The 23976-nt window shown below is 48.1% G+C and carries 16 protein-coding genes; all 16 read right to left on the bottom strand.

Annotated features, from left to right (window positions below; all coding sequences use genetic code 11):
* Position 1 precedes the first annotated feature (1 nt).
* Entirely contained in the window at positions 2–1258 is a 1257-nt protein-coding gene (locus tag ANT_RS10110) for an ABC transporter ATP-binding protein (protein ID WP_013560416.1), read from the bottom strand.
* A complete protein-coding gene (locus tag ANT_RS10105) occupies positions 1255–2118 on the bottom strand; it encodes an ABC transporter permease (RefSeq protein WP_013560415.1) in 864 nt (287 codons plus the stop codon). Before ANT_RS10105 ends, ANT_RS10110 begins: the two co-directional genes overlap by 4 nt.
* 12 nt (positions 2119–2130) lie before the next feature.
* Complete coding sequence (locus ANT_RS10100; protein WP_013560414.1) at positions 2131–3720, bottom strand: hypothetical protein; 1590 nt, start codon at positions 3718–3720, stop codon at positions 2131–2133.
* A gap of 84 nt (positions 3721–3804) precedes the next feature.
* On the bottom strand, positions 3805–7299 hold the full coding sequence (locus ANT_RS17695; protein ID WP_013560413.1) for a hypothetical protein: 3495 nt from the start codon (positions 7297–7299) through the stop codon (positions 3805–3807).
* 38 nt (positions 7300–7337) lie between these two features.
* A complete protein-coding gene (rffA, locus tag ANT_RS10085; RefSeq protein ID WP_013560412.1) occupies positions 7338–8489 on the bottom strand; it encodes a dTDP-4-amino-4,6-dideoxygalactose transaminase in 1152 nt (383 codons plus the stop codon).
* Positions 8486–9229, bottom strand: coding sequence for a GNAT family N-acetyltransferase (locus tag ANT_RS16425; RefSeq protein WP_013560411.1), 744 nt, complete (start codon positions 9227–9229; stop codon positions 8486–8488). Before ANT_RS16425 ends, rffA begins: the two co-directional genes overlap by 4 nt.
* The gene (locus ANT_RS10075; RefSeq protein WP_013560410.1) at positions 9219–10166 is read right to left on the bottom strand and encodes a glycosyltransferase family 2 protein; all 948 of its coding nucleotides are present in this window, start codon (positions 10164–10166) and stop codon (positions 9219–9221) included. Before ANT_RS10075 ends, ANT_RS16425 begins: the two co-directional genes overlap by 11 nt.
* Before the next feature lie 3 nt (positions 10167–10169).
* Positions 10170–11624: a sialidase family protein gene (locus ANT_RS10070; RefSeq protein ID WP_041454915.1), complete on the bottom strand. Its 1455-nt coding sequence runs from the start codon at positions 11622–11624 to the stop codon at positions 10170–10172.
* Positions 11625–11785: 161 nt separating this feature from the next.
* Positions 11786–12595 (bottom strand): transposase, encoded by an 810-nt coding sequence (locus ANT_RS10065; RefSeq protein WP_172634560.1) that lies wholly within the window; start codon positions 12593–12595, stop codon positions 11786–11788.
* Positions 12596–12621: 26 nt separating this feature from the next.
* Entirely contained in the window at positions 12622–13491 is an 870-nt protein-coding gene (locus ANT_RS10060) for a hypothetical protein (protein WP_041454913.1), read from the bottom strand.
* 11 nt (positions 13492–13502) lie between these two features.
* Positions 13503–14582 (bottom strand): acyltransferase, encoded by a 1080-nt coding sequence (locus ANT_RS10055; protein WP_013560408.1) that lies wholly within the window; start codon positions 14580–14582, stop codon positions 13503–13505.
* A 107-nt stretch (positions 14583–14689) separates the two neighbouring features.
* Positions 14690–15967: a DUF362 domain-containing protein gene (locus ANT_RS10050; RefSeq protein ID WP_081460236.1), complete on the bottom strand. Its 1278-nt coding sequence runs from the start codon at positions 15965–15967 to the stop codon at positions 14690–14692.
* 10 nt (positions 15968–15977) lie between these two features.
* Positions 15978–18800 carry a hypothetical protein gene (locus ANT_RS10045; RefSeq protein ID WP_013560406.1) on the bottom strand — a complete coding sequence of 941 codons (2823 nt, stop codon included), beginning with the start codon at positions 18798–18800 and terminating at the stop codon, positions 15978–15980.
* A gap of 10 nt (positions 18801–18810) precedes the next feature.
* Positions 18811–20259 (bottom strand): outer membrane protein assembly factor BamB family protein, encoded by a 1449-nt coding sequence (locus tag ANT_RS10040; protein WP_013560405.1) that lies wholly within the window; start codon positions 20257–20259, stop codon positions 18811–18813.
* A 3-nt stretch (positions 20260–20262) separates the two neighbouring features.
* Positions 20263–21279 (bottom strand): DUF362 domain-containing protein, encoded by a 1017-nt coding sequence (locus tag ANT_RS10035; RefSeq protein ID WP_155818103.1) that lies wholly within the window; start codon positions 21277–21279, stop codon positions 20263–20265.
* Positions 21280–21675: 396 nt separating this feature from the next.
* Positions 21676–23586, bottom strand: a complete 1911-nt coding sequence (locus tag ANT_RS10030; protein ID WP_172634612.1) for a sialidase family protein — start codon at positions 23584–23586, stop codon at positions 21676–21678.
* Positions 23587–23976 lie beyond the last annotated feature (390 nt).

Here is a 23976-nt window from a genome sequence, read left to right as displayed (position 1 = left end):
TTTATCCAGGAAGGATCCAGCGGTGTGGGAAAATGACACTTCCCCGCCGTTGACTGCGATTATCGATAGGACGACCTCTCAATCGCCCCTGCTCAACATTAAAAACTGCTGCCGATTCAACATGATCCTGCATTTCTCCATTCGCCTTGATCCCTACGTTAATTCGGTATCGTCCGGGAAGTAGTGGTAATTCATCAATCCAGCAGACAACACGGTCATGCATATCAGGGGATTTGTTATCCTCTGGACCGGTATCAATGCTGTTAAAATAAGCGACTGGATTTCCCTGGAGATCGCAAATAGTGAAGTCTAAGTACTCGAATTTAATGCCCGGTTCAAGGTGTGAGAGGTGAAAAACAAACTGGGCTGGTTCACCCGTAATCAATGTCAGTGCCGAAAGATGACTCTGGTCAGTGATATCCACGCCAACCAGGCGCACATTTCCCAATCCAGTTCGGTCAGTTCGTTCAGAGATTTCAATTTGTGAAATTTCATCAATAATTTTTAAGTACTTAGCAACAGCCTCACTAATCGTGCCATCCACCAGGATTTCACCCTTTTGCAGGTAAATTCCCCGATTGCACAGAGACTGAACGGCTGCCATGTTATGGCTTACGAACAACACTGTGCGCCCTGCGGTAGCCACTTCGCTCATTTTCCCGAGACATTTTTGCTGAAATTCTGCATCGCCCACTGCCAGAACTTCGTCAATCAGAAGCACTTCCGGTTCAAGGTGGGCTGCAACGGCAAATCCTAAACGCACCCTCATCCCTGAGGAATAATATTTGATCGGGGTATCAATAAACCGTTCTACTCCCGAAAAGGCTACGATTTCATCAAACTTTCGCTGGATTTCAGCGTGTTTCATTCCCAAAATTGCCCCACTCAGGAAGATGTTTTCCCGTCCGGTTAACTCTGGATGGAATCCTGTCCCAACTTCGAGCAGAGCGCCAACCCTGCCATGAATGATTGCCCGTCCTGTGGTGGGTTCAGTCACTCGAGAGAGCAGTTTAAGCAACGTGCTTTTTCCCGAGCCGTTTCTACCAATCACGCCAAGCACGTCTCCCTGCCTGACCTCAAAAGAAACGTTCTTCAGAGCCCACAGGGTTTCCTCGGGTTGGAAAAAAGCGCCTAGATAATAGCGCATCGAATATGCCAGATGTCGAAATGGCGAAGGATTGTGCAGAATGGATTTTTGCGCCTTCCCGATGCGATATCTCTTAGAAAGATGTTCTACATGAATAGCAAGTTCGCTCATAGGTAGTCCACAATTGTGCGTTCGGTACGTCGGAAAATAAAGGCTCCCGCAACAAGGAAAATCAACATCAAACCCATGGAGAGCCAGAAGGTGATTTGGGGAGGAGAGCCAATTCCAAGAAGTGACCAGCGGAACCCTTCAATAATCCCTGCCATTGGGTTCAGCCGGTAAAAAAATTGCAAAGACTCCGGTACTTGATTGACCGGATAAATTACAGGGGAAAGATACATCATGGCTTGGAGGAGGAAGTTCACCGCAAAAGATACGTCTCGAAAGCGGACGGAAAGAGTTGCCAGCCAGAGCCCAACCGTTAAGGCGAGCAGTACGGAAGCCAGAAAGAAACCGGGTAACCAGAGAATTTCAATTCTGACCGGTACACGGAAATAAGCCATGAAGAGGAGAAAAATTCCAAAGGATGCACTGAAATCTACCAGCCCGGAAAGAACCCCGGCAATGGCGATGATCATCCTGGGGAAATACACCTTGGAAATAATTTCCATATTCTGCACAAGACTTCCTGCCGAGCGTAATACCGCATTGGAAAAGTACCCCCATGGAAGAAGTGCAGAAAGGGAAAAAAGGGCATAAGGTACGTTTTCGCTGGGCACTTTGACAAAAGTGCCAAAAACCAGGGTCAGGATCACAACGTTCAGAATAGGACGAAGAAATATCCACGAAACTCCCAGCGCTGTCTGACGATACATTCCGCGGACTTCTCGCCAGATGAGAAGCCAGAGGAGTTCTCGATACTCCCACAGGTCTTTCAATCCCAGTGAGGACCAACCTCTGGACGGCTCTATGACTGTCACGTGAGGAGAGTGATGATGAGTTATTGGGTGAGAAAGTGAATTTTCGACCATAATTATCCTATTTTACTCTGGAAAATCGACCACATACACTGCGGTTTCGTTGAAATTCTGGTGCTCAATGATTGTGCCACAGGGAGAAATCCAGTTGTGGAACCAGGCTTCGTTTTCCGGGCTGGTAGGCTCCCCTTTGTAATTCCCTTCCGGAAACAACACAAAAAACATTCTTCCATTTGGAGGAGGTTTCTGTAGGTCTTTACAGGAGAGATTTTCTATTCTCTGGACTCGTCTGACAGGTCTTCGAAGATAATACCACAGCGTGGGCTCGCGTGTGCTCAGCAGAAGGTCCGAAGGTTGCAGGTTTCGTTGCAAATACGTCAGAACAGGGTGATCCTTGATCGGGGCAGACTCAATTCCTCTACCGGTAATCATTTCGGGCAGTTTCCTGAAGGTCATTTGCCCGTAAGCGACGACAAGCAACACCAGTGAAAGATACAAAAGACCCTGGGGGATGAAGTGTTTCCAGGACTGTAAAAAGGAATCCACGAGGAAAACCACTAGCAGAAGAATAAAAGGATAGGCGGGCAGAAAATAACGGGGAAAATCCCACATAGCCCAGGAATTTCCAAAAAGGAAGAGAAATCCAACGTACCCTGCAAGATAGAAAATCACAGGAATCACGCTGGGAGAAGCCCAACTTTCAAAACCTTTTCGAATCCGGGATCTTGTCTTCCAAATGATGATCCCTCCAACAATCAGACCCAGGATCACCAATCCAATGACAATTTCTGAAGGCAACGCGCTAAAGGCTCGTCGAAATCCCAGTCCAAGGCTTAAGTCTGGTTTGAATTGTTCAAGTAATAATTGAGCAAGATATCCCCGGGTGGTGCGCTCGATTTCCCAGCCGGCGGAATTGGTTGCACAGTAAAAACGTCCTGTTTTGAGATAGTTTTCGGTCAGAACCAGCAAAGTAGGAATTTGAGATGTTAGAACCACAACCATTTCCATCATTGCCCGTTTTCGCTCTTGCTGGCTAAGGGAACGAATAAGCATGACAGATCCTGCAATTCCGACAAGGAGCAAGCCAACAATACGTATCAGAGGGATCGCTGCCATGAGGATAAAGAGGAGCAGGAAATCTTTCAACGAGGGGGACTTTTTCTGGAAATAAATGGTTAAGCCAAGAAAAAGCCCAAGGGTGAGCGGCAGATACAGGGATTCGGTTAGCGCGTACGTCATGAAGTTGATCAGGGGCGGAAAGAGCAGTAAAAGAAGCCCCGTGACCAGAGAGGAAAAAAGGCGATGGGTCCACTCCCACATAAGCCAGATTCCCAGGTAAACCATAGTAAGAATACCTGTAAGAATTATCCCTTTCAGAAGGACTCCTTCGGGAATTCCCAACCGGAGAAACATGGAGAGAAAAGCAGGAAAACCGGGCATGTAATCGCAATAATGGCGGGAAGATTCTTGCATAGTTGTCAGGGTCATATCAATTTGCAAGCCTTTTCCCAGTGCCAGGTTATAAGCCGCATTCAGGTAAACACTGGTGTCATGGGTAATTGCTGGATAGACCGAAATGATCATTTGCCCTAAAAAAAGAGCAAATCCCCCTATCAGAAAGCAACCGGCGAGGAATACAAGGGTTTTGAATTTCATACAATTCTCTGTTGAGGACTAAATAGATGAAGGGCTTGTCGGTTGATCGGCAAGCCCTTTTCTAAAGGCTTATCGTAGTGAAAATTATGGCGCCGGCACGAGGCGAATCCAAGCCCAGCCAAAGTATGGATATGTGCCTTTGCCCGTAACTAAATCAGCGCGGTTGACGAAGACTTCAAAAACTCCGTTGGTGACGGTGACAGTTCCAAGGTTGTACTCATTAAAACTCCCTCGGGTACCATTTTGGGCTGTGAAATTCATGGCTTGAGGATTGTCTGCAGTGTATCCCCAGTAGTATCGCAGGTTGGCATGGAGATACAGCCCGGCGTAGAACGTGTATCGTCCATTTGGAACTGTTGCATAGAAACGTTCTACCGGAGGATTTTCATTCACCGAAGCAAACACTCCCGGATATCCTCTGGGTTCGTAGAGGAACTCTGTCCACTGATTGTCATTTGCCACAAGGTCCTCAAAATTGGTGGTTGTGGTCAGGATAGGGCTTTGATGATTGTCATCCCACACATCGAAGCGCACGGTTGTCGGTAGAGGAGTTCTGGTGGAAGTCGCTGTAGCGGGAACCGGGGTGTTGGTTGCCGTAGGTGGCAGTGGGGTAGCGGTGGGTGGGATGGGGGTGTTGGTTGTCGTAGGCGGCAGTGGGGTAGCGGTGGGTGGGATGGGGGTGTTGGTTGCCGTAGGCGGCAGTGGGGTAGCGGTGGGTGGAATGGGGGTGTTGGTTGCCGTAGGCGGTAGTGGGGTAGCGGTGGGTGGGATGGGGGTGTTGGTTGCCGTAGGCGGCAGTGGGGTAGCGGTGGGTGGGATGGGGGTGTTGGTTGCCGTAGGCGGCAGGGGTGTGGCGGTAGGCGGGATAGGAGTATTGGTTGCCGTAGGCGGCAGCGGGGTAGCGGTGGGTAGAATGGGGGTGTTGGTTGCCGTAGGCGGCAGTGGGGTGGCGGTGGGTAGAATGGGGGTGTTGGTTGCCGTAGGCGGCAGGGGTGTAGCGGTGGGTGGGACGGGGGTATTGGTTGCCGTAGGCGGCAGTGGGGTGGCGGTGGGCGGGATGGGGGTATTAGTCGCCGTAGGCGGCAGCGGGGTGGCGGTGGGTGGGACGGGGGTATTGGTTGCCGTAGGCGGCAGCGGGGTGGCGGTGGGTAGAATGGGGGTGTTGGTTGCCGAAGGTTGGATTGGCGGTGATTGAGGTACTAGACGCACATAGGACCATCCATAGAACGGATACGTGCTTGTGCCCGGGAGCATATCTGCACGATTTACGTATATTTCAAACACCCCGTTGGTAATCGTGATGGTTCCTAGCGTGTACTCGTAGAAATTGCCACTGTTTCCTGTTGTCACGTCGTAGGAATACTGTTGTGGAGAGGTAGCATTGTAACCCCAGTAGTATCGGAGATTGGCATGTTTATACAGGTTGGCGATGAGCGTATATGTGCCGGAAGGTACGGACGCATAGAACCGCATCAAAGGAGGCTGTTCTGAAGTTCCGGCGAAAATCCCGGGGTATCCGCGGGGTTCATAGAGGAACTCCGTCCATTGATTGTCGGTAGCATTCAGGGCGTTCACGTTGGTTGTGGTCACCAGTACTGGATCCTGATGCTGATCCTCGTATAAATTAATGAGAATGGGTTGCCCTGGAATCGCGGTAGGAGTGATTGTTGGGGTTGTTGTTGGAGGTTGGGTGGGATTGGGTGTTGAGGTAGGTTGTGGGGACAATGTTGGCGTGGGTTGGGGAGCGGTGGCTGTTGGACTTGGTGATATGACAGGAGTTGAAGTAGGTGGAGGCGGAGCGCCTGGATCGTAGTTAACCGTAATATTTCCTGTAAAGGCGGGCACCGGGACAAATACTTGTTGGATTTGCCCTCCTGCTTCTGTAAATACCATGAACCGGGTTTCTAAATCTGTTTGGCCGGTCAGAGTAGTCTCTAAAATCCCGTTTACCGGATTGAGGACACTGCTTGAGATTTGAGAAGTATGTAAAGCCCGAACGTATTGTAGGGCGTAATCCAGCGTGACGTATTCGGGATTGTAAGACTGAACGCCGTTTCTAACTCCGGAGAGGATGGCATTCCAGTTTGCAGAAGAAATATCGCGGATGTAATATTCGTGGGTGAAGACGGTAGCCAGAACCAGGCTATCCAGGGCACGTGAGAGTTGATTAACTCCACGGGTTATAGTGGCTGAGACATTATTGTCTGGTGCCCATTCATAAGCGGGGATTCCTCGCATTTCGCTGATCATCACCATAAATTCTCCAGCGAATTCCGGATGTCCATCAATGGATAAATCATCTGCGTAATAGAATGGGCGGTTATCTGTGGCAATGCAATCGGGTCCAGCCCATTCTCTGTAAGGCCCTGCCTGCAGACAAAAGCCATCATACAGACGCCCGGGTGGGATGGTGATGCCGACAAATTCCACACCCCAGTTGTTTAAACCGTTAAAAGCGTTGGTGCCGATTTCATAGTAATGTGGAATGACCAGCTTTGAGACAGGAATCTGGTTTTGGGTGTGCCATGCGTTCCCATCCGCGAAATTCTGATTAATGACTGTGTCGGGATAGTTCTCTCCTCCTTCATGGTTGAAGTAAAAGAAGTCCCAAGGACTTCGGGCATGAATGGATACCGTAACCGCTCCCATGTCCACAAGTGGCTTGAGCGTACTGATATCAGTTATCGTGTCCAGGAAAATTCCTATCCATGGACGATACCCGAGATTCACGGCTGTTTCCAGCCAAGGGAAGGGTCCCTCTACATCATCCACGCGAAAAGTGACAAAAGGAGGAAGGGCTTGCATAACGAAGGGCTTACGTGCTGCCCACACGATACTGCGCCAAACCATATCGTCCCAACCCTGTAGTGGTCCCCAAATCGTCGGATTCATCCACTCAATAGAAGCCCATTGGATTGCTCTACCCTGACCAAAATTTTTCGCAAGTAAAAGCGGCTGATTTCCTATGGAAAGCAAGACAGAAGTACTGGCATCAGGAATGAGACCTTGAGGAGTGATAGAGCCAAACAAAGTGTATGTAGCATTGAGATTCTGGCTTTGCAGGATGTAAGAACCAATTGAGGGTTGAGATTGTACCTGAGCCTGGTTGGAGGGAATACCGCTGGTATACCCAAAAGAGAAGATGTTTTGCGCAAATGTGTAGAGAGGAATTGTGCCGTTTTGAGTGAGGAACGAGTCAAAATTAACCAACCCGGTTCCCTGGCTAATAGCACTGGTAATGCTTTGTTGTTCAGAAGCATCTAAGTAAGCGGAAGTTGTGTCCAGTTGACCGTGTCCAATGATGATCAGTGCATAAGAGGCTAATTGCGAGGGGAGCGGTGAAGAAGAAATATCTACCAGGGTATAAGCAACGCCAAATTGGTCCAGATAAGGCTGAACCCTTTGTTGAAATTCCCAGTATCTTGTGCTGGCAGTATTCACCAAAACAACAGCATCAGCCCGTAGGGGAGATGATTGGGCTTGAACTTGTGGTATGGATGTCCAGGTTAGACTTGCTATGAGAAATACTACCAGGGACAAAACGGAAAGAAAATGAAGAAATTTCTTGAAGGTGTTCATTTTAGTTGCTCCTCTCTAAAAAGCCCCTTTCCCTCGTTTTAGGGTTGAAATTGAGTGATGGCTTGAATAACTTGTGCCTGTTCGTCTGAACGGAGCGAATAATAAAAAGGTAATCGCAGTAAACGATCACTGATTGACTCGGTTACCGGGCAATCCCCAAGTTTGCCCCCGTATTTTCTCCCCATTTCAGATAAGTGCAAGGGGAGGTAATGGAAAACGCTTAGAATCCCTCGTTCTTTCAGGTATTGGATCAACCTTTGGCGGCTTTCCAAATCAGGCATTAACAGATAGAACATGTGATAGGATTGGTCGCAATGCTCTGGGATGAATGGAAGCCTCACCTGGTTTTGACTCGCCCAGGACTGCAGTTCGTGAAAATAGGTCTCCCAAATTTCTTTGCGTCTGGATTGAATGATTTCCCGGGCCTCCAACTGTCCCAGTAAAAAGCCTGCCAGCATATCTGAAAGCAGATAACTGGAGCCTATGTCTACCCAACTGTACTTATCCACCTGTCCACGGAAAAATCGGCTTCGATTTGTTCCCTTTTCCCGAAGGATTTCTGCACGTTCAATAAATTGGGAGTCGTTGATAAGTAACGCTCCGCCTTCCCCACAAGAAAAATTTTTAGTCTCATGAAAACTCTGGGTAGCCAGTTGTCCAAAGGTGCCCAGATATTTCCCTCTGTACCTGGCAAACAGACCATGCGCGTTATCTTCTACTACGGCAATTCCATAACGATTAGCGATGTCCATGATGGTGTCCATCTGGCATCCAACCCCTGCATAATGAACCGGGACGATGGCTTTCGTTTTTGAGGTAATTTTGCTTTCCAGCAGGGTTTCGTCCAGGTTCAAGGTGTCGGGACGGATATCGACAAAAACCGGTTTGGCTCCCCGTAGTACGAAAGCATTGATGGTGGAAACGAAAGTAAAGTCAGGAACGATGACCTCATCCCCGGGTTGAATATTCAGCAACAACGCACTCATCTCCAATGCATGAGTGCAGGATGTTGTGAGCAATGCTTTGGGAACTCCCAACGTCTCTTCTAAAAGTGTATGACAGCGTTTGGTAAATGTTCCATCTCCGGAAACATGCCCGCTTTCAATGGCTTGTTGCAAGTATGTTAATTCCTCTCCTACCACAGTAAGACGGTTAAAAGGAATGCGAATATTCTGCGAGGTATTGCTCATGCTTCTTGACCTTTGGGGGTATTCCACCAGTGATACCAAATGTGAAGAGAGCGGGTGATAAACCCACAGCGCTGATACAACCTTTGCGCTCGAATGTTTCTACCTTGAGTGACGACAGAGACTCGAGTAACCCCCTGCATTTTAAACCACACTAGAGATGCATTCACGAGTGCAGACCCTAGTGCCTTGCCTTGATGGTCTGGATGAACCGCTAAAAGGCCTATTCTTCCCTCTTTATCTTCTACATGGCAGGTAAGGTATCCTGCAGGCTTGCTATCAATATCGATAACCAGAGTCTGATTCGCAAAACCATTATAACTATTCTCGATCCAAATTTCAAACAATTTGTCGCAGAGTTCTGTTGCAAAATGATTGTCATAGTAGAAACGGGAATCCCGGTGACTCTGTCTGGCAATCCATTTCAGGATGGGTAAATCACTTTCTACGGCTGGGCGTATAGCCACACCGACAGGCTCTTTCTCCTCAAATATCTTTTTCTCAAGAGTGATTCGAACGTCGGTTAGATGAAATCTATTTTGTTCCGCCAGCAGAGTGGTCTCACGGGATTCCGGGTTGGCAAGTAAATACAAACAGTCGATTTGTTGTTCGGTTGCCCAGTTAAAAATGGCTTCAACATCTGGAGGGGTTAGAGTATCTCGCTTAATTCGAGCAATGCGTTTTCCAAAGAAGTTTGAATCCCAGGGAAGATATTCAACTGGCGGGGCAGGGTCATGATTCATCCGAAATGTGCTCCTTGGTATCGGTTACTTCTTGAATGGTGTACGTGGGCCGTTCCATCAGTCGAAAATGCATGCGCGCCAGGTATTCTCCGATGATCCCCAGGGCAAATAACTGTGCCCCGGAAAAAATAGCAATGATGGATGCCAGGAAAGGAAAACCCGGCACACTTCCCCCCTGAAGGATATACCTGCCAATGACGTATGCCAGCACACCCAGTCCAAACAATGTAAACGAGAATCCAATCAAACTGGCCAGTTGGAGCGGGACAATACTGAACCCAGTGATCATATTTATGGCGTGACGCACCAGTTTGGCAAATGTGTATTGGGAATTCCCGTACCGTCGGGATTGAAACTGCACAGGAACAGAAGTAAACCGGTTGGCTCCCCAGGTTAAAAGAACATCAATGGAGGGATAAGAGCCCTGGTACTGGGAAAAAGCCTCGCGAATTTGGGTATGAAAGGCACGGAAAGCGCTCACATTCCGCGCAGTCTCTGCCCCCATAGCATTTTGAAGAGCAATTTTTGTTACCTGGGATGCAAGGTCTCTCCATAAGTTGTGCTGTTCTTTCACCGGGCGCCCATAGACCACCTGGAACCCTTCGCGGATTTTCTCAAGCAGTTGAGCGATGGCTTCTGGAAGATGTTGAAGATCATCATCCATGGTCACTGTAATGGGATACTTTGCCGCTCGGATCCCGCACAGCAAGGCATTGTGCTGACCGTAATTTCTCATCAGGTTAATACCCCGAATCCACGGATATTCCTGAGAATATCTTTGAATGCATTTCCAACTACCATCTATGCTCCCATCGTTGACCATCAGGATTTCATATTGCTCTGCAATCTGTGGGAGAACTGTATTCAATCTTTGAATGAGTTCAGGCAAACTCTTTTCACTGTTATAAACGGGGATCACGACTGAGAGATTCATCATCAATTACCGACTATGTTTACGAGCAATCCAGAAAACTATTCCTATTAGAAACAGACTGACTACACCAAGGCTGATAAAGGCTCCCAGAGCCGGATTGGTGCTGGCATTCTTGGATGGAATGGGATTCACAATGGTGGGTATAAAGGTATCCGTTGGGGAAGGTGAGGGCGAGGCAAACAGGGTTTCGGTCTCTAAAAGTGGAGATGAGGGCAAGGTTTGTTTAGGAAGAGGCGGAGCCTGGGTAATTCCGCGATTATAGTACACCACACTGGGAATGCCTTCGACAACTTCTAACCAGACGACGTGAAGAATGAAGCCTTCACTCACAGTAATGCGCATATTCTCAGCAAAACCGCGCTGTCCTATGGGAGTAGATGGACTCCATCCATTTCCCAGCCACTGAGCATGCCATGGTTGCTTAATAGATACAGCGTGTAAGGTGTTTTGACTGTCGGCAGCCATATCATTCCATAAAGCGCGACCACCACCGGTCAGTTCAGGAATGAAGGTGTCGGGTTCAGACCATGTTTTCCCACCATCCCTTGACCAGACATGATGGCGTTCTACCGTTGGAGCACCATCCCAGGTAAGATGGATTTCCTGTTCTCCCACTGCTTCAACATCAATCAGAAATGGTCCAAACCCTTCCAGATACTTTTCCGGAGAGTACTCATCTATGCTGATGGGATCTGTCCATGTCATTCCCCGATCAGAAGACTGTGCGTAGACGACTCGCTTCCCCGGAAAAGGCATGATGGTCCATACCGCATGCAACACACCGCGCCCGTCCACTGCCAATCTCGTGTAGGCAGTGTACTCATTGCTCTGACGTATTCCCGAGACCAACCGGACAGGTTTTGACCAGGTGTTCCCTCCATCATCGGAGCGCAAAAAAATGGGTTCCTTGGTATCCAGTGAGGCATACATGACATACAATCTGCCTCCGGAGTCATGGATTAAGGCGCTAGTTTCGTTAACCCCAATGCCTATCATGAAGGGTTTACTCCAATTTCGAGGATCTTCTGCACAGCAGGCAGGAGCTCTTGAGTAATACAAGCGGCTGTTTGTCCCACCGGTTCCCCAAATGGCATGCAGAGTACCATCGGGCGTTATGGTGATATCGGGAAACTCTGCCCCAAGCCCTGCTTCTGGAGATACCAGGACATCCACAGGTGCAATCCATTTCTTTCCATCCCAACGGGTATAGTACAATGTGTCTCCGTAGCCTACCGGGCGTTCCATGGATGTCGATTGAGACCACATGATGTGTACATTTCCTGCCAGGTCTGCAGCAATGGTGGGGTGCCAGGCTTGCACGGATGGATTGGAGAGCGGAATGGGGTCTTCCCATGTAATGGCTCCCCCTTGGGCTTTCGCCGTTTCTGGGGAAAGGAGACTACTCCAGAGGATCAGGCAAAAAAACGCCAGAAAGATAATCCAAAAGAACTTAGTTTTCATAAGGTTGCGATGTAAGGCCAATTTGCTTGGAACGAAAATCATTAATCGCATCGATAATGAACTGGGCTAAAACGGGAGCAACATCTTGATTGGCGTTCATTGTTGGGTGATTATCTACTCCTTCTTGCTCTGTTGCAAAGATAGGTTAGGAAGAGATACACCTAGCGGTGTATGTTGTAGACCAGTCCTTTGATAATCGGTTCTCGGTTTTGCAGGCTGCGTTTCCGCGAGCGGATGGCTTGCCCGAATTTGCGCTTGATGACCGAATTCACGGTTTCGGTCTTCCAGCGTTGACCATAGAGACCATCCAGGCGAGCCGCAGAGACAAGCTCGCTTCTTGCTCGTCGTTCAGGGGCCAGCAAATTTCCACCTCGCCGAACGGGTGGAATCAAGTCTTGAGGCCGGACAGTCCGACCATCGAACCCTGAATCGGCCAGCAAGACCCAAGCCCGACGTTTGGCAAACCGCCTGGCTTTGCGGCGCAGATAGCCCAGATAAGGGGCATCGCTACCTGGACCCCAGCCGGATTGCATCGCAAGGATGAATTGCGAGACAATTCCAACGGCATAAACGCCCTTCGCCCAGTGGCGATAGGCTTTTCCCGAACGGCTTTGGTAGTAAGAACTGGCCGGGCCGGGTGAGAAGCCGGTACTATCGGCAGCCACCCCTTCTTCTTCAGGCCGTCCGATTTCCTCGAGCAAGGTCTCGTTCATGCGCATCCAATCCGCTTTGCGTATCTTGGCGTAGGTACGTTGCAGGGTCGTATGATCGGGAACACGCGGTAATTCCAGCTCCTTACCAACCGCATCGCTTGCCAGCAGCCATTCTTCCATGTCGCGATAGCTGAGATTCAGGTAGAACATCAACAAAACACAGGCCCCCAACTGCGGCAACGTGAAGTGATGGGGACTCTTGGCATGTGAATACATCGGTAATGCTTGTTTGGCAAGCCGGTAGGCGATCCTCGCCACTCGGACGTATCTGCTTTCTCGTGTGGTCATACCGTATGTTTACCACATTTCAACCATGATTGCAACAGAGCAACTCCTTCTTTATAGTCTTCTCGAAGTCTGTTGTAATTCGGTGAAGCCGGATTATTCTCGGCAAATGCACTGTACAAATCAAACACATATAAATTGGGTAAATTCCGAATATATTCCTGAGATTGAAGCCATTCGGAGATTTCTCTGGCTCGTGCGCCCATGGCGGCATCGGCTTCAGCAGAGTTCAGAGGCGGGGTGGTAAGGAGAATGAAGAGTTTTTCGGGATGCTCTGCGAAAAAACGGTGCATCACTTCGTAATATTGTTTTGTTTGTTCTACGCTTTGCTCATCGGGCAGAACATTCCCGGTAAAGCAGGATTTTAGAATGATAACTTCATACTGCATCAACCCGCTCAGGGCATTTATCGGTAGTGGATAGACCTTCTGCGAAAACAACTTCGCAAGCCCCACAGGGTCGGTATTGTCGTCGGGAATGCTGAAATGAAATCCCAGATTTTCGCCATCGGGGTTGTTTAACCCGTAATAGTTGTAATCATGATCCCAGAAGGAAAGCCCTGCCTGGGTTAACCGGTCTCGAAAGTCGGTTTGCCGGATGAGGTTGTCGCCCACCGAGTGGTGAAGGAAAATGATATTGGTGTATTTCCCCTGACTGAGGCTCTTAATTTCACTGGAGTATTGCAGAGATTTCACCAGAGCGCCGGCTTTCCAGATTTGGACTTCAACAAAATAGCGAATGCCCAGAGGTTTTCCACCGATAACCCGTACTGCCAGTAAGATGAGGAAAGCCAGAACAAAGATTCCCCCAGTCACCAGAAGGAAGGAAGGCATGCGGAATTTTTGTCTTTTTACGTTAAGCGTTTGCATGTATCACCTCATTAACCAAAGATGTAAGCGTAGCCTTTTCTCAGAGGAGTTTCGCTCATGAATTTCATCGCAAACCAGGGAACAACAATCCCGGTGGTAATCAACAAGGGCAGGAAAATCCACTGGTTTCCCAAAAGTGCAGGAGCAAGGTGATATACCAGTTTGGCGGTTATTTCAAGCACCAGTGGATGCATCAGGTAAATACCAAAGGCTCTCTGTCCCAATTTATAAAGTACGGTAGATTGGGGAAGGGAAAAGTCGTAAGTGATGAAAGTTAGCAGGAACAAGAGGGTGAAGACGGTAGCAAAGAGGGTTTCAACTCCTCCACGCCAGTCAATGCCATAGGATTGATAGAACCATTCTGTTTCTCCAATAGCGAGTGGCAGGAATACAATCAGCAGACCAAGCCAGATTTTGCGGTGGGCTTTCAGCCATGGAAGAATCTCTTCCCCACGAAGGTTAAGAGCGATGCTCAGAGTGAAAATGAATCCCAAATTTCCGAAAAACCATTCGGGTTTCCATGAGAGAATTCCGAACAATACCAGATAACTCCATCCTACTGTGACAACTTGGAGAAATCCCATGCCGAGAAGAAGTTTTTTCCATTGTGAACTGCGGACTCCTCGAACCAGAAAGGGAGAGAGGAGAAATAACTGGCAGATGAGAGGCACATAGTAATAAATAGGGCTGGCGCTTCCCGTTAATAATTTAGTAAGGATATCCAGTAGTGAGATCTGTGTGTCCAGAAGAAGACGGTCAAAGAGGATGACCAGTAATGACCAGAGAGTATAAGGAATAAGGATGTTTATCACACGTGTTCTGATCATTTTCCACGTCAGTCCACCCCGGGAAGCAAAGGCAATGAAATATCCCGATACGGCCACGAATGCCGGTAGACTGAAAGGAGTAATCTGCTTGAGGATGACCATTAAGACATAACCCGGTGAGCCCATGGCATCAAAATTGGGGATAGAGACGTCCCGATAGCGGTCTGTCCACCAGAATAATGCCGTAAATCCCCATCCAATCGCGTGGTTGATCACCACAGCCAGGATGGCTATCCCATTGAGCCAGAAAAGCCTTTTTGCCACGGGAAAATCCTTTGAGATGGTTTATATGAAAAGCATCCGATCCTGAATAAATATTCAGGATAGGATACAGGAACAGGAGAATTTTTTATGTTATGTAAGGCAAATATTCAGGAGAGAACAATTTTCTGATAATCGATTCGGCTATACCCACTGCCCCATGGATCACCGCGTTCATAGGTGCCTAATCCAGCATCCTGAGCAAATTGCAGGTATTTGTCAGAACCATCGAAATACCCGTACTCTGCGCGGAGGAAATCTGCCATCACACTATCAATGGCTACAGGGTCTCTGGAAAAGAACAAACTTTTGGGAAATTCTCCCTGTCCAAACGTGTTTATCCAGAAAGATGGGTAACCATCTTCCGAGCCCAAACAGCCAAAGATTCCATCCCCTACTGTCAGGATAGTCTTGTTGCGGATGTTGGAATTTTTATAAATATCTACCAGCGGGCTGTAATTACTGTAAACGCCCCCCCCGCATCCATCGATGAAGAAAACATGGCTGTGTACCCCACCAGGATTGCTGATGGTCCCAAAATGATTCTTAAATGCGAGGGTGATGCCAGCACAAGAATGGTTTTTCATAATGGGAATGTTGATTAGATAGGTGGCATTGACCAGCACATCGGCAATTTTTTGTGGCGCAGGGCTTGGTACGCCGGAGGGAGGAGAAAACTGTACCGTTGCGCTGGGGTTGCTTGAGTTGTAAGTAACTTTGTGGCTGTCATCGGCACAAGCATGAAAGAGCTGTACATTTGGGTATTGACTGTGAATTGCATTGATGAAATAAAGTGGGAAGATTCGGTTAACGCCGTCGTAAATCTTAATGTCCGACTCTGCTACTCCTCTTGCCTTCAAGCCACCGATTAGCGCAATCACAAGTTGCGGAAGGGCATTGATTTGCCCGGTTTCATTTCCACAAGCCATTTGCATCGCATTATTGAAGTTGACCTTGATAGCGATGCCTTCTCCCTGAACGTAATTGGGTAAGAGTACCTGCCAGGCGTTCACCAGGTTGCTTTGTCCAGTCAGAGTCTTAAGACCCTGTTCGACCATAAGATTCACTTTGGTTTGATTGACGTAATTCCAGTAAGCATAAGGACTGCCTGTCCAGTTGGTGACTGAAGTATGGCGCACGTGCACTACGCGGGCGCTGGCAGGAGGAGGTTGGGTTACCTTCGGGGTGCTGGTTGGTGTAGGTGGTGGTGAGGGGGTGGGAGTTACGGTGGGTTGGTTGGGTTTAAGAATAATGGGGATGAATGTATCGAAAGAGGAACTCTGTCCATGAACTAATTGATCTCTAAGGTGTGTGATACCGATCCATGTTGAAATTGCCCCTGTGGAAATCAGTGCAAGAAACTTACGCCTGGAGATTTTCTTAACCATATCGTACCTCCTAGGGTGCCTTGAAAACAATTGGTAAACTCACCATTAAGTCTGTGGGCATTACCTGAACAGGACGTGAAGATGCCAGAATAGTGCCCTCTTGATCAACCAGAGAGATAGTTGCAGAGTAGGTCGCATAATTCGTCAAGCCGGTGAAAAGGTAAGTGCGTGTGGTAAAAGGAATCCCTGTTACAGAGGAGGGACTGCCAGGACCGCTGAGATCAATCCTCCAGGTATAACTATCGTTTTGATCGGGGTAGATCCACCAGTAAAATCGTATGGTTTGATTGCCTGGTACCGCCCAGGCTTGCACAGAGATAGAACTACCCCATTGGATTCCCCGGTATTTCTTGACCGCCTCAGCGAGTTTTTGTACATAGAAGAAATCTCCATCTGACAGCCATGAAATATCTGTATATCTGGCAAGGGAAGTTCCCGGGGTGTCTAAAATCCAGGCATGTGCCATAAAAATTTGGAAGGAATCAATTGGGTGAGAGAGATTATGTTCCCACCCCAGGGTTCCCTCTGCAAACGCCGCATACCAGTGAGGATACAAGGCTTTTACTTTATTAAGCACCACCGATATATCCGAGAAATTCCAGTCTTTGAGATATCTGCCTAACTCAGGAGTGATGTCTCTAAAAGCAGCAAGATAGGGAGAGTCCTGTCCACGATAGTTAAATGTGTCCCTATCTCGTAATGTGTTATACACGACCTGGAGATGGTTGTAATCATTGATATCTACCGCAAATTGATTCAGGTAAACTACCTGTCGAGAGTCGTCGCTGGAGGAACGCCAATCATAGTTATACAGATAACCGATGAATGGATGACTTCGGTAAGTAGGCATCCAGGAGGGAGAAGGGGGAAGGGTGGTTAATCCAGTGTTACCTAGATAGCGGGGATATTGTGCCAGAGCAGAGCGTAAAACAGCGGCTTTCAGGAAGAGACATCGGGCAAGTTCCTCATTTGTGCTATCTCTTGACATCTGGGCAAGGCGAATGAAGCCAATCATTCCCGCAAAATGACGATTGGCATTTTCCACGGCTATCCTTCGATCCTGGTAGTTAGCAAACCAGTAAAATGTTGCCCAATCTTGTTCTCGCATATCGCGGTCGAGGGTTTCCAGAGCTTTTTGCCATGTACTGGAGGGTAAGGTTTGCTGGGTAAACTGGTAATATCGGGCTAAGGCATAGAATGAGTAAAGCGGAACATCTTTCAGGAACGAATCCTGACGGGTGTCTTCCTGAGTGGCATTGGGATTCCAGATGTACTGGACCGCACCATCAATGAAGGAGAAGGGACCCCGTCTTTTTCCTGCTGTAATGCTCAGGTTATATACCGTTTCCGGTGGGTAATTATTTCTTTCGTTCTGGATGTATTGCATTAGGCTGGCTTTCAGCGATGGGTTTTCTACTGCCTCGGCAATCTCAATCAGGTGAAGAAGGACATCAGCAGGATTTGCCCAGTAGAGATCTCCCCGACTTTTATGGACAGGTACAGCATCCAGGAAAATCCATGGGGCATAATGTCCAGAGGTGATGATTTTCTGAACCTCTGCCTCTAATTTTTGTCTTAATTCATCCGGTACACTCCCATTCAGAACAGAGCGGGTTTCGTTGGTATAGGTTTTTAGACCGCTCATGCTCCACGTGTATGAAGAGACGCCATCAACCCCTGCAACTGGGCCAAATTCGGTATTGAGATTTCCATTGCGGTTTACCGTTCCGGAAAATTGAATGGGTAAATTGTTTGTGGCAATGGAAAGAAATGGAGGAATTGGAGCAAAACGCGTTCCTCCGGAACAAATTGTAAGAAAGTTAAAAGTCTCCGTAATTCTGGCGGTATCGGTAGAAGGAATATATTGATAAGTCTCTGTTACCGTCAGAGGAAATTCACATGAACGGCTTGCCCAAAAATTGACCTTATCCTGCATTGCTTGCGGTAATCCACTTGCCCAGCCTTCTGTTTCCGAAGTAGGGCGGGTAAATCTACCGTCAATGGGTAAGAGGCTCAGAGCACCAAGAGAGGATGGAAAACTGAGTTCAATGCCCCCACCTGAGGCGTGTTTAACTGCACTCGGCTTATTCTGGAAAACGATGAGAAGCGGAGCATCTGCCTGATAGGCATCACTGGTTGGGAGTGTCCACTCATAAGAAAGAGGCTTGTTGGTATCTACAAAATGACTGTTTCCTCCAAACCAGAGAAGAATCCATGAACTGTCCATGCCACTTAAGGAAGTGGAGGTTGTGCTGAGGGTTCTGATTTGGAGGGTACCACCCGAAGTGTAGGCAACATACTTGGGGTAGATGGGCCCATCAGAAAGGCGATTGACTCTGGTTGAACTCCAACTATACCGGGACACATTCCCGGTAAACAGGGTTAGGGAAGTGGCACTGGACTGTATAGCCACTGCCGCACTCATGCGGCTGGCGGTAACTTGAAGACTACCACCGCTATAGGAGTAGGTCAGCGTATTGTGTGCCCAGTCTGCATTTTGGGAAGAGAAACTTCCACTTGCACCGCTCACGCGAATTTGCCCTAAGGGGATACCAATAGGACCTGCTAATCGAGGACCCACATAGGATTCATCCGCATTCATGACCCCGCCTCGCAAGGTCAATGACGGCCAGGACTCGGCTGTAATTACGAATCCCAATCCTGCAGTTTGCGCTTTTGGGTTTTGAGTGGTTCTTAATCCCGTGGCTCCGGTTTGCCAACTGCTGGGGCTGAGAGTTTGAGAAGGAGCCATAGCAAAAGCCTGCATCTGTACTTCTGAGAGCAAAAGAATGGTTGTAAGCCACAAACTGAGCAGTACTTTAAGCAATTTCATCTTTTTTTCCTCACGGTTGGGTGCGGCGTGCTACCAGTTCGTAGTAAGTGATGTGATAGACCCAACCATTGGCAATTGAGGCTGGATTCCCCCCGCCACCCTGAGTATTGTTTTGCATTTGGCGGTTGGAGGCTCCAGCAGGTATCAACGTCCATTGACGAGTATCCAGGTTGTAGTAACCGGTAAAATTGGCGTTTTCTTCCTCGATGTGCATGGCGAGGATAAGGTTTTTAGAACAGGTCACATTCATGGTTTCATCCTGGTTTCCTTTCCCTTCGTTCGAACCAACTTCTACCAGGGCGTCTACCAGAATGCGAGTGGTTGGGTTCAATCGTGACCATCCGGAAGAGTATCCCCCTTGAGGGGTCCATGAGGGCATAATCAAATATCCATCCCGGTCAACGCAGGGTGGTGGGGTGGCGCCATTCATGGTTTGAAAATTGTAGTGAATGACCATGGGGGCTTGTTCACCGCTAGTTTCGTACAACCGGAACAAAGTGGGAGAGTAATTTTGCGGGTTGGCGGCATAATCCGCCAGAATATTTTGCTGAATGGTAGGGTCTAATACCTGATTAGCGGTAGGAATCTCACTGATTCCTACATAACCGTATCCCATAGGACGGATATAAACCATGCCATTTAAGACCAGGGGCCAGTAATCTTTGAAAGTCATTCCAGGAAGTTGGGCGCTTTTCCATGCCAGGGTTCCACTTGCAGAATTGATCGCATAAACCCGCATGTCCATAGCGCCAAAATACACTTTTCCGTTGTTCCATGCGGCGGTTTGCAGAATAGGACTGCCTACAGGATAGGACCAGAGCACCTGACCGCTATTCGGATCAAGTGCGTAGAAAATGCCATTCCGTCCTCCCAACATGACTTTTCCATCTGCCACAACCGGTGCAGTTGAGAAACCTTGAAATGTGGATAATTGGTTTTTCCAAACTTGAGCACCATTTGTGGCGTTGAGAGCATATACTGCACCATCCAGTGCGCCGAAGAAAACCTTACCACCGTCTACGGCAACACTATTCAAAATGGGAGAACCAATGCTTGTTTTCCAGGCTTGCTCACCTGTAGTGGCATTGAAAGCATACATGTTCCCCATTTCCGTTCCTACAAACACCTTTCCCCCGGAGATAATTGCCTGCACTTGGGGAAAAACCTTTTCGGGTTGGAAGGCATGTCGCCAAACCACCTGAAAATTGGTTCCCAAGTTCTCGGGATAATACCCTGTATGTTGAGGGTCGCGTTGCACCTGAGGCCATTCACTGAGAGGGATGGATTCGTGACTGGCTTCGAGCACCTGGTCAACCGGTCCTGCAGGTTGCTCAATTTGATTCAGTTCTGAGGGAGGGAGCATGCCATAGACCGGCAAATTGCTAATCAGAGATAGTCCACTCAGAATCATCGCCAGTAAAACGATCCGAAACCCGTGCGTATGGGATTTTCCTGTCATCTGTTATCCTTCGATTTTCTGGTATCCGATTTCCTGGTATCCCTTACCCCAGGGATCTCCTCGTTCGGCTTTTCCCAAGCCGGCTTGTTCGGCAAGGAGAAGATATTCATCGGCTTGTTTCATAATCCCTGCGCCGGGTTCTGCTCGCAGGAAGTCAGCCATGACGCTGTCTATGGCAACCGGATCTGTAGAGAAGAACAAACTGTTGGGAACTTTGCCACCAAATGTTGACCATGTGGTGGGAAATGCATCTTCACTCCCTTTCGCTCCAAATAAACCATCTCCGATGATCAGGATGGTCTTGTCTCGGATGTTGGGGTTGAGGTATAAATCTACCAGTGGACTGTACTGAGGGGTAAATCCACCTCCGCAAGCAGAAACGAGGAAGATGTGGCTGTGCAGTCCTCCCGGATTGTCAATGCTTCCTAGATGATTTTTAAAACCCAGGCTAATGCTGGAACAAGAATGGCTTTTGAGGATAGGCATGTTAATCAGATATTTGGTTTGCAGGAGCACGTCCGCAATCTTTTGCCGGGTAGGCATTTGAACCCCTTCAGGAGGATGCAACGAAACAAACGCTGAGTCTTCCTGAGAGTCGTATGTTACAGGTTCATGACATCGGTCAAAAAAACGAACTTTTGGAAAAGCAATTCCGGCAACAAAATACTCAGGAATAATCCGGTTAACCCCATCAAATAGCCAGATATCCGTTTCTTCAACCCCAATGGATTTCAACCCGGCAATGACTGCATTGACTGGTTGGGGCAGGGCGTTAATCTGTCCACTTTCCCCGGTGCAACTTTCCCAAATAGTGTTATTGAAATTCAATTTAATGGCAATGGCTTCTCCGCGTTGATAACCCGGCAGTAACTTTCGCCAGGCATCCTCTACAGTGGTTGTACCCGTGAGTTCGGTTATGCCTTTTTCTACCATCTGAGTTACCACTTGCTGATCCACATATTCCCAGTAGCGTTTTTGCGCGCTCCAACGTGTGGCTTGAGCATGATGCACGTGGATCACCCTGTGCCCAAACTCTGCTTTTACCGGAGGGGCTGGGGTGAAGGTCGGTTGAAGAGTATTAGTGGCAGTGGGAATTGTTGTTATGGGAGTTGGGGAGTGGGTATGAGTAGGTTCTGGAGGAGCAGGGGGAGGGGTTTCAAAATTGTTTGCAGGATTTTCTCCGGTTGCCTCCATATTCTTGGGCTGACAGGATGTGCTCCCAACACCTATTGTGATTACCCCCAATGCCTTAAAGAATGGGAATAGTGAGAGCGCCGATAATTTCTTCAGAAAATGTCGTCTATTCATTGAGTCTGCACCATAAGAACAACTATGTTGACCAATAATCTCTAAAATAAATTGCAACTCTATTATAGAGAAGTAAACCGATCCTCCTTGGGAAGAATTTCACTAATATCAGAAACTTCTTTTCTTCTTTAGATACCGAAAACCTACAAACCCCAGGACGGTAAGGAAGACAAGTCCGGAAAATACTCCCCCAATGAGGAACACGGAGCTACTTGAGAATGGGGTGGATATAGACATAGTAGGGGGCGCGGTTGTGCTTTGTAAATGAGGGGTGAAAGTAGTTTCGGAAACTTGTGTAAGTGAAGGTGCAGAGGTGGGCGTAGGAGAGGGCAATATAGGAGTTTCTGGAATGCTTGTGGGCAATACTGGGGCAGGGGGGATTTTCACTGTTCGATCACTGCCCAGCAGGGTCATCACGTCCCGATTCTGTTGGGGATTATAGAGGTTCAACCCTATAAGGAATCCTGCAAATCCATCTTTACGTACTTTTATATCCAGAGGGATTTCTTGACTTGTTTTCCCAACCCCACCAAGGTCGAGGGTGTCTATTTCATCCCAACCAGCGAGAGTCCACACCATGTACCGGAGCGTGTCATTTCCCAGAGGTTGAGTGCTTAGAACGATCAGGTGTACTTGACCAGCCTCATCCGTAGTGGCTTGAACAGCAACGGACAGGTCGTTCCATTCGGTAATGCGGGTAACTTTTCCCCATGTGCGCCCAGAATCCTGAGAGATTTGATGAAGCAGCACAGCGCGGTTATCCCCAGGTTCTCTTTCTGCCCAGATTCTATGAAGAGTGTTCCCGAAGGCGAGCAGGGTATTCCACAAAATTAGATTGGAAGATACCTTTTCTGGAGGCGTCCAGGAGTTTCCCTGATCGTAAGAGTGGGTTTCATATAATCCTTTATCGGGATTGCCTTCTCGTAAAGACTGATTAATTGCACTGAGATGAAGTCCACCATCGGTGGTAAATGTCAGCACTGGTTTGGAAACCGTTTCCCATCCAAGAGAGACACCATTAATCACAGTTACAGGTTTTGTCCAGGTTTTTCCTGAATCTTTTGATTCAATAATATACACCCCTCGATTTTCATTGATTGGGATGGTGTAGGCTACTTTGATGGAGTGTTCTGGAGACGTTTTTATTGAGAAATCTGTGGCTTCGTTGGGGATGGGATAAACCAGTGTTGGAGGGGACCAGTCTAAGGCTGAAAGAGATTCCTTCCCTTTACTCCAACTGAAGAAAACTTCTCCCCCGATTTGATTTTGCCAGAGGGCAAGAAAGCGATTTTCTGCGTCAACCGTTACCTTCAATCGGGCAATCTGCTCTTCTATAGGTTGAGATGTGTCTGAACTCGCAAGAGGTTTAAACATGGCGATAGGGAAACTCCAGCGAGTGCCATCAAGAAAAGCATAGTAGGCAATTCTTTGCGGTTGAGGTCTTACCAGTGTACCGGGCGGCAACTCAAGAATCTCGTCCTGAAGCCAGAATGCATGCCAGTGTTTCTGCTGGTCTTCAATAATTTGCAGGTCTGAAATGGAATTATCCGTTGTCTGGATAATTTGAGGAGGCTTCCACCCCGGATTTTGTGGCAGCCATGAAGAAATATCTTCTACATTTGCGCTTCTGACCCAAATATCATGGTTGGCATTGATATCCACCCCTGTAAGTGCAATCTTCCCGGGATGGATGAAGGTGAGATTGAAAAGATTCAGTGAGACTCCGTTGGATGTTTCCGGATCCATAAAACTTAAGGCATAAGGTTCGTTAAAAATTTCGCTCCAATTTCTCCCGTCCCATGTGGTAAAGTACAACAGTTTTTGGGTGTAAAAAGAAAGAAGTGGCAGGTTGTCGGGATTTTCTAAAAACTCAATGTGATCCGAACAGGTTAAGAATGGTGTGTTCAACCTTTGACGGGCACTCCAGGTTTTCCCGGCATCCTCACTTTGCTTAAAATACGTGAAGCATACCGTCTCTGATTGCCTGACCTGCCATACCAGCACTGCATGCTCTTGCATGGAAGCCACATGAATGTTTTCAGGAGAAGAAATCCCCCCCGAACTGCTGGCAGCATCGATTTCAATGGGGGCATTCCAATTTTGTCCCCCATTATCGGACTGAGCAATCCAAACTTTTTTTCGTGGTTGTTGGTCAAACGCCAGGTAGATGATTTTCTGTTCTCCATGTTGAGCGATGGAGAGATCCAGAGAATTCATGATGGGTTGGGGTGGTTCTATTCCTGACTGTATGACGGGTAGCAGGCTGCGAAAGTAAATGGAAGGCAAAATCAATATTGGGAGTGACCAGGTTCCACCAAAGTCTAATGAGCGGGTATAGTAAATTCCCGCCGGGTTATTCGCATAGTCTTCGGCTTGCAGATATGCTAGATGAATAATCCCGTCGCGATC

Source organism: Anaerolinea thermophila UNI-1 (genome assembly GCF_000199675.1).
Taxonomy (GTDB): domain Bacteria; phylum Chloroflexota; class Anaerolineae; order Anaerolineales; family Anaerolineaceae; genus Anaerolinea; species Anaerolinea thermophila.
This window is presented reverse-complemented; position numbering and strand designations above follow the sequence as displayed.